The following is a 7,631-nucleotide window of genomic DNA, read 5'->3' as shown; positions in this document are numbered from 1 at the left end:
ACGAGATCGCCCGCGCCGAGAAGCTGTTCAGCTCCGCCATCCTGGAGTTCGAGATCGCCGGGTGGAGCGGCGCGCACCGCGGCTTCGCCTACTTCCTGATGGGCTTCGCCCGGCTGCGCCGCGGCTTCCTCCCGGAGGCCGAGGACTTCCTGCGCCGGGGCCTGCGGATCGCCGATCGGATGGGCACCGGGCTGCCGCTCCAGTGGAACCTGGTCGGCTCGCTGATCGACACCCTGCTGTCCCGCGGCCGCGACCGGGAAGCCTGGGAGGTCGCGCAGAAGTACCGTTTCTCGCCGCCGTACCATCAGACCGCGCTGGTGCTGCCCGACGTCGCCACCATCTACGGCAAGCTGCTGATCTCGCGGGGCGACTACGACATGGCCGTCGAGGTGCTCGCCGAGACCGGCATGCGGCTGGACAAGCGCGGCTGGCGGTCCACCGTGCACGCGCCGTGGGCCGGTCACCTGGCCGTGGCGATGGCGCACCGGGATCTGCCGTCCGCGCGGAAGAACGGCGACGACGCGGTCGCCCGGGCCCGGGAGTCCGGTTCGCCGTCGGCGATCGGCAGCGCGCTGCGGCTGGCGGCCAGTGTGTGGGAGGGCCCGCACGCCGTCGAGCTGCTGCAGGAGGCGGTCGGCTGTCTCGGCCGCTCCCCGGCGGGCTACGAGCACGCGCACGCGCTGGTCGACCTCGGGGCCGCCCTGGTGCAGGTCGGCCGCAGCCTGGAGGCCGCCGAACACCTCTACCAGGGAATGGAGTTGGCCAAGCATTGCGGGGCCGACGGCCTGGAGGTGCGGGCCCGCAACGTGCTCGCCTCGTCCGGTCTGCAGCCGAGCCGGGCGCTGGTGCCCGCCAAAGTGACGCTGAACCCGCAGGAGTTGGAGGTCGCGCAGCTGGCGGCGCGGGCGCTGCCGCCGCAGCGGATCGCCGAACAGCTGCGGCTGCCGGTGTCGGTGGTCAAGCAGCGGCTGGCCGCCGTCCACCGCAAGCTCGGCACCGGACCGGAGGGCCTCGCCGACGCGCTCGGACTGCCCACTCTCCGTCCCGGGCAGGCCGACTGACGGGCCGACGGGCACCCCGGCGCGCGGAGCGGGTCATCGGCCCCCTGCGCGCCGGGCGGGCTAGTCTGACCCGCAAAGGGTGACCACGAACCGAGGAGTTGTCCATGACCGTGCCGGATCGGACCGCCGAGGTGCACCGGGCGCCGTACGACCTGTCCGGGGCCGGGATGGGTCTGGAGCGGTGGACGCTGCGCTCCGACCGGATCGAGGCGACCGTCATCACGCTGGGCGCGGCGCTGCACTCGCTGACCGCGCCCGACCGGGCCGGCACGCCCGGGCAGGTGGTGCTGACCACGGAGGACGTCGGCGCGCTGCTCGGCCCGGCCAAGTACTACGGCGTGACCGTGGGCCGGTACGGCAACCGGATCGCGGACAGCCGGATCACCCTGGACGGCGAGGACTTCCCGCTGCTGCCGACCGGTCGCGGCGTCACCCTGCACGGCGGCCCGGACTCGTTCGCGCACCGGGTGTGGGAGGCCGAGGAGATCCCCGGCGGGGTGCGGATGCACCTGCACTCGCCCGACGGAGACCAGGGCTTTCCCGGCGCGCTGGACGTCTGGACGGACTTCACGCTCAGCGGCGCCGAGCTGACGATCTCCTACCGGGCCGTCACCACCAAGCCGACGGTGCTCAACCTCACCAACCACGCCTACTTCAACCTGGCCGGCGAGGGCCGCGGCGACGTGCTCGGGCACCTGCTGACCATCGACGCGGACGCGTTCACGCCGGTCGACGAGCGGCAGATCCCGTACGGCCCGTTCGAGCCGGTGGCGGGCACCGCGTTCGACTTCACCGCCGCCCGGCCGATCGGCGAGGGCATCGCCGAGGGGCACCCGCAGCTGAAACTCTCGAACGGCTACGACCACAACTGGGTGCTGCGCGAGCGCCCGGCGGACGGGCCGCCGGTGCGGGCGGCGCTGCTGGCCGAGCCGGGCAGCGGGCGCACCCTGGAGGTGCTGACCACCGAGCCGGGCCTGCAGGTGTACACCGCGAACGGCTTCGAGGGCAGCGTCACCGGCCCGTCCGGCGCGGCGTACGGCCGGTACGCAGGCATCGCGCTGGAGACCCAGCACCACCCGGACTCGCCGCACCAGCCGTCCTACCCGTCGACCGAGCTGCGGCCGGGGCAGGAGTTCCGGTCCACCACGGTGCTGCGGCTGGGCACCACCGACTGACGAACAGCGTGCCGAAGAGGCCCCGGAAGCAGCCGCTTCCGGGGCCTCTTGCCTGCTCATGCCTGCTCAGAGGGGTTCGGACTGCAAGCAGTTCCCGAATGGCCACGGATGGTCAAGACGCGTGGCGGCAACTCTAAGGACACGTGGACGTAACGATCCCCGGCATCTTGCAGAAACTTTCTGCAAGGACTTTCAGCACCGCTTGCCGCGCTGTTACGTTCCTGCTCAAGCCCGACGGCCTGCAACGGCGCAGTCGGCTGGGACAGCCATTATGCGCGGTCCTCCCCCCACTCGGGCACCCTCATCTTTCAAGGAGTTTCCATGCGGCGTGGTATCGCGGCCTCCGCTCTCGTTGCGGCTCTTGCGGTCACTCTTGCAGCGTGCGGCAGCAGCGGCTCCGGCTCCGACGCCAAGGGCGGCGACGGACCGGTCACCATCACCTACTGGGACACCTCGAACGCCACCAACGAGGCGCCGAACTACGCAGAGCTGGTCAAGAAGTTCGAGGCCGCGAACCCGAACATCAAGGTCAAGTTCGAGAACGTCCCGTTCGACCAGGCGCAGAACAAGCTGCAGACCGCGATGGGCGCCAAGGGCGCTCCGGACGCGTTCCGCGCCGAGGTCGGCTGGACCTCCGCCTTCGCCAAGGCCGGCTACCTGGAGCCGCTGGACGGCACCCCCGCGCTGACCGACGCCTCCGTCTTCCAGCCCTCGCTGATCCAGCAGGCCAAGTACGCGGGCAAGACCTACGGCGTCCCGCTGGTCACCGACACCCTCGCCCTGATGTACAACAAGGAGCTGTTCGCCAAGGCGGGCATCACCGACGCGCCGAAGACCTGGGACGAGCTGAAGGCCGACGCCGCCCAGCTGAAGGACAAGGCCGGCGTGGACGGCTTCTGGCTGAAGGCCGCCGACGGTTACTACGCCATGCCGTTCCTGTACGGCGAGGGCACCAACATGGTGGACGCCGTTGGCAAGAAGATCACCGTCAACTCGGCCGACGCGGTCAAGGCCGTCGAGACCTACAAGTCGATGTTCACCTCCCCCGGCACCGTGAAGGCCGACGTCACCACCGACGCCTACGCGCACATGATGGACGCCTTCACCAGCGGCAAGGTCGCGGCGATCGTCCAGGGCCCGTGGGAGGTCACCAACGTCTACAAGGGCTCCGCGTTCGCCGACAAGAAGAACCTCGGCATCGCGGCCGTCCCGATGGGCGCCTCCGGCAAGGGCGGCGCCCCGACCGGTGGCCACAACGTCTCCGTCTACGCCGGCTCCGACGCCGCCCACAAGGCCGCCGCCGAGAAGCTCGCCGCGTTCCTGACCTCCGCCGAGAGCCAGACCTTCCTCGCGCTGAAGAACGGCACCCTGCCGACCCGCAGCGACGCCTACACCGCCGAGGTCAAGGCCAACCCGGGCATCGCCGACTTCCAGGCGATCCTGCCCTCCGCCCAGCCGCGCCCCGAACTGCCCGAGTACGCCTCGCTGTTCGGCTCCTTCGGCACCAACCTCGGCAAGATCGTCCAGGGCCAGTCCGACACCAAGGCCGGCCTGGACGCCACCGCCACCGACTACGCGAAGCTCCTGCCGGACTTCGCCAAGTAAGTCGGAACAAGGCTCGCCCGGCCCACACCTGACGGTGGGCCGGGCGTGCCCCGTCAGACCCCCAGCACATGTCGCCGAGGCAGGCGGCGGACCTCCCGGAGAAGGTGTCAACCCATGGCAGTTGCGGTCGTGCAGCGCATCAGGCTGTCGTACTCGAAGTACTGGTACGCGTACGCGATGATCGCGCCGGTGGTGGTCGTCCTCGGCGTGCTGGTCGGATATCCGCTGGTCCGCGGCTTCTACCTGACCCTGACCAACGCCACCAGCCTCAACGTCGGCCGGCAGATCGGCGTCAACCACATCCCCGACAGCTTCGACTTCGTCGGACTCGACAACTACGCGGACGTGCTCTGGGGGCCGACCGCCTACGACCGGTTCTGGTCGCACTTCATCTGGACCGTGATCTGGACCGCGATCTGCGTGCTCCTGCACTACAGCATCGGCCTGGGCCTGGCGATGCTGCTCAACCGCAAGATGCGCGGCCGCAGCCTGTACCGGCTGGTGCTGATCCTGCCGTGGGCGGTGCCGACCTTCGTCACCGTCTTCTCCTGGCGGCTGATGCTCGCCGACGGCGGCGCCGTCAACGGCCTGCTGTCGATGCTGCACCTGCCCGAACCCGGCTGGCTGTCCGACCCGTTGGCGCAGAAGTGCGCCGCGATCCTGGTCAACACCTGGGTCGGCGTGCCGTTCATGATGATCTCGCTGCTCGGCGGACTCCAGTCGATCCCGGCCGAGTTGTACGAGGCCGCCGAGATGGACGGCGCCTCCGCCTGGCAGCGGTTCCGCTACGTCACCCTGCCGGGCCTGCGGACCGTCTCCTCCACCGTCGTGCTGCTCGGCGTGATCTGGACCTTCAACCAGTTCGCCGTCATCTTCCTGCTGTTCGGCTCCGGCGCCCCCGACGCGCAGATCCTGGTCACCTGGGCCTACCGCCTCGGCTTCGGCCAGCAGCCCGCGGACTATGCGCAGTCCGCGACCTACGGAATCCTGCTGCTCTCCATCCTGATCGTCTTCACCACCTTCTACCGCCGCTGGCTGGCCCGGAACGAGAAGGCCAACGGATGAGCGCCGCGGCCGAGTTGAACCCCAAGGACCACGACCAGGCAGGTAGCCCCATGACTCTCACCGCCGACCGCCCCGCCACCGAGGACGCGAAGCCCGCCGGACGACCCGTCAAGGTCCGGGCGCGCGGCGAGTCCTCGAAGTTGGCCTCCGTGCTCTCGCACGGCACGCTGATCCTCGCCAGCCTGATCGCCCTGTTCCCGGTGCTGTACATCGCGTACATCTCGCTCGGGCCGGACGACAACGACTACCTGCACCCGGCGAAGATCATGGACAAGGCCACCTTCGCCAACTACAGCCGGGTGCTGTCCGACACCGACTTCCTCAGCTGGTTCGGCAGCTCCGCGATCGTGGCCGGCGGCACCACCGTGATCGGCGTCCTGATCGCCGCCTCCACCGGCTACGCGGTCTCCCGGATGCGCTTCCCCGGCCACCGCCAGCTGATGTGGACCCTGCTGGTCACCCAGATGTTCCCGATCGCGGTGCTGATCGTGCCGATGTACTACATCCTGTCCAACCTGCAGATGCTGGACAGCTACACCGGTCTGATCCTGGTCTATTCGGCCACCACCGTGCCGTACTGCGCCTGGCTGCTGAAGGGCTACTTCGACACCATCCCGATGGAGATCGACGAGGCCGGCCGGGTCGACGGGCTGTCCCCGTTCGGCACCTTCTGGCGGCTGATCCTGCCGCTGGCCCGCCCGGGCCTGGCGGTGGCCGCGTTCTACTCCTTCCTGACCGCATGGGGCGAGGTCGCCTACGCCTCCACCTTCATGCTCTCGTCCAGCAAGTACACGTTGGCGGTCGGCCTGTCCTCGTTCGTCAGCGAGCACGACCACCAGTGGCAGCTGATGGCCGCCACCTCGGTGCTCATCGCGATCCCCGCCGCGTTCGTCTTCTACCTGGTGCAGCGCCACCTGGTGACCGGTCTGACGGCCGGCGCCGCGAAGTCCTGAACCTCCGTCACCTTCCACAGCACCCAAGGGATGACTGTCCAATGACCCAGAACCTGGCCGACGCCTCCCGGCCCGCCGCCGTTCCCGCCGCTCGGACGACTGCTGCGACCACCGGGGCCTCCAGAGGCGGCTGGTGGCGGGACGCGGTCATCTATCAGGTGTACCCGCGCAGCTTCGCCGACGGCAACGGGGACGGCATGGGCGACCTGCCCGGCATCCGCAGCCGCCTGCCGTACCTGCGCGACCTCGGCGTGGACGCGGTCTGGCTCTCGCCGTTCTACGCCTCCCCGCAGGCCGACGCCGGCTACGACGTCGCCGACTACCGCGCCGTCGACCCGATGTTCGGCACCCTGCTGGACGCCGACGGGCTGATCCGCGACGCCCACGAACTGGGCCTGCGGATCATCGTCGACCTGGTGCCCAACCACTCCTCCGACCGGCACGAGTGGTTCCAGCGCGCGCTGCGCGAGGGCCCCGGCTCCCCGCTGCGCGAGCGCTACCACTTCCGCCCCGGCAAGGGCGAGAACGGCGAACTCCCGCCCAACGACTGGGAGTCCATCTTCGGCGGCCCCGCCTGGACCCGCAGCGACAACCCCGACGGCACCCCCGGCGAGTGGTACCTGCACCTGTTCGCGCCCGAGCAGCCCGACTTCAACTGGGACAGCCCCGCAGTCGCCGACGAGTTCCGCTCCATCCTGCGGTTCTGGCTCGACATGGGCGTCGACGGCTTCCGCATCGACGTCGCCCACGGCCTGGTCAAGGCCCCCGGCCTGCCCGACCTCGGCAGCCACGACCAGCTGAAGCTGCTCGGCAACGACGTCATGCCGTTCTTCGACCAGGACGGCGTGCACGCCATCTACCGCAGCTGGCGCAAGATCCTCGACGAGTACCCCGGCGACCGGATCGGCGTCGCCGAGGCCTGGACCCCGACCGTCCGGCGCACCGCCAACTACGTCCGCCCCGACGAGCTGCACCAGGCGTTCAACTTCCAGTACCTGGGCACCGATTGGGACGCCGCGAAGCTGCGCGAGGTGATCGACCTCTCGCTCGACTCGATGCGCCCCGTGCAGGCCCCCACCACCTGGGTGCTGTCCAACCACGACGTCACCCGGCACGCCACCCGGTTCGCCAACCCGGGCGGCCTGGGTACCCAGATCCGCACCGCCGGCGACCGTCCGCTGGGGCTCCGGCGGGCCCGCGCCGCCACCCTGCTGATGCTCGCGCTGCCCGGCTCCGCGTACATCTACCAGGGCGAGGAGCTCGGCCTGCCGGACGTCACCGACCTGCCCGACGAGGTCCGCCAGGACCCGTCGTTCTTCCGACAGGCCGGCCAGGACGGCTTCCGCGACGGCTGCCGGGTGCCGATCCCGTGGTCCGGCACCGAGGCGCCGTACGGCTTCGGCCCGGTCGCCGGCGGCCCGAGCTGGCTGCCGCAGCCCGCCGGTTGGGCCGAGCTCTCGGTGGAGGTCCAGGCCGGCGACCCGACCTCGACGCTGGAGCTGTACCGCTCCGCGCTGGCCGTCCGCCGCGAGCAGCCCGCGCTCGGCGCCGGCACCGAGGTCGAGTGGCTGGCCGCCCCCGAGGGCGTGCTGATGTTCCGTCGCGAAGCGGCCGAAGGATCGTTCGTGTGCACCGTGAACGCCACCGGGGAGGCCGTCCGGATCGCCGCGCCGGGTCGGATGCTGCTGTCCTCCACCGCCGAGGCCGCGGTCGAGTCGGACGGGGAGAGCGTCGAACTGCCCGCCGACAGCACCGCATGGTGGGCGGTCTGA

The 7,631-nt window shown here is 70.4% G+C and carries 6 protein-coding genes; all 6 read left to right on the top strand.

The annotated features are described in order from the left end of the window. Positions 1-1,061 (top strand): helix-turn-helix transcriptional regulator (locus AMK19_RS34400; protein ID WP_443135021.1); only part of this gene is annotated, 1,061 nt, incomplete at its 5' end. A gap of 104 nt (positions 1,062-1,165) precedes the next feature. Further along, on the top strand, positions 1,166-2,236 hold the full coding sequence (locus AMK19_RS18745) for an aldose epimerase family protein (RefSeq protein WP_083647041.1): 1,071 nt from the start codon (positions 1,166-1,168) through the stop codon (positions 2,234-2,236). 321 nt (positions 2,237-2,557) lie between these two features. Continuing rightward, on the top strand, positions 2,558-3,841 hold the full coding sequence (locus tag AMK19_RS18740) for an extracellular solute-binding protein (protein ID WP_073813134.1): 1,284 nt from the start codon (positions 2,558-2,560) through the stop codon (positions 3,839-3,841). Positions 3,842-3,955: 114 nt separating this feature from the next. Beyond that, the gene (locus AMK19_RS18735) at positions 3,956-4,906 is read left to right on the top strand and encodes a carbohydrate ABC transporter permease (protein WP_073813133.1); all 951 of its coding nucleotides are present in this window, start codon (positions 3,956-3,958) and stop codon (positions 4,904-4,906) included. 50 nt (positions 4,907-4,956) lie between these two features. Next, positions 4,957-5,859, top strand: a complete 903-nt coding sequence (locus tag AMK19_RS18730; protein WP_073813769.1) for a sugar ABC transporter permease — start codon at positions 4,957-4,959, stop codon at positions 5,857-5,859. A gap of 41 nt (positions 5,860-5,900) precedes the next feature. Next, positions 5,901-7,631, top strand: a complete 1,731-nt coding sequence (locus tag AMK19_RS18725; RefSeq protein WP_073813131.1) for a glycoside hydrolase family 13 protein — start codon at positions 5,901-5,903, stop codon at positions 7,629-7,631.

It is taken from the genome of Kitasatospora sp. CB01950 (assembly GCF_001905465.1).
GTDB lineage: Bacteria > Actinomycetota > Actinomycetes > Streptomycetales > Streptomycetaceae > Kitasatospora.
Note: the sequence above shows the minus strand (reverse complement) of the source record. Positions and strands in the feature narration are given on the sequence as shown.

What these genes read in the sequence shown, in the direction of transcription:
- AMK19_RS18745 (WP_083647041.1), top strand. Translation starts at nt 1,166, where the DNA reads ATGACCGTGCCGGATCGGACCGCCGAGGTGCACCGGGCGCCGTACGAC.
- AMK19_RS18740 (WP_073813134.1), top strand. Translation starts at nt 2,558, where the DNA reads ATGCGGCGTGGTATCGCGGCCTCCGCTCTCGTTGCGGCTCTTGCGGTC.
- AMK19_RS18735 (WP_073813133.1), top strand. Translation starts at nt 3,956, where the DNA reads ATGGCAGTTGCGGTCGTGCAGCGCATCAGGCTGTCGTACTCGAAGTAC.
- AMK19_RS18730 (WP_073813769.1), top strand. Translation starts at nt 4,957, where the DNA reads ATGACTCTCACCGCCGACCGCCCCGCCACCGAGGACGCGAAGCCCGCC.
- AMK19_RS18725 (WP_073813131.1), top strand. Translation starts at nt 5,901, where the DNA reads ATGACCCAGAACCTGGCCGACGCCTCCCGGCCCGCCGCCGTTCCCGCC.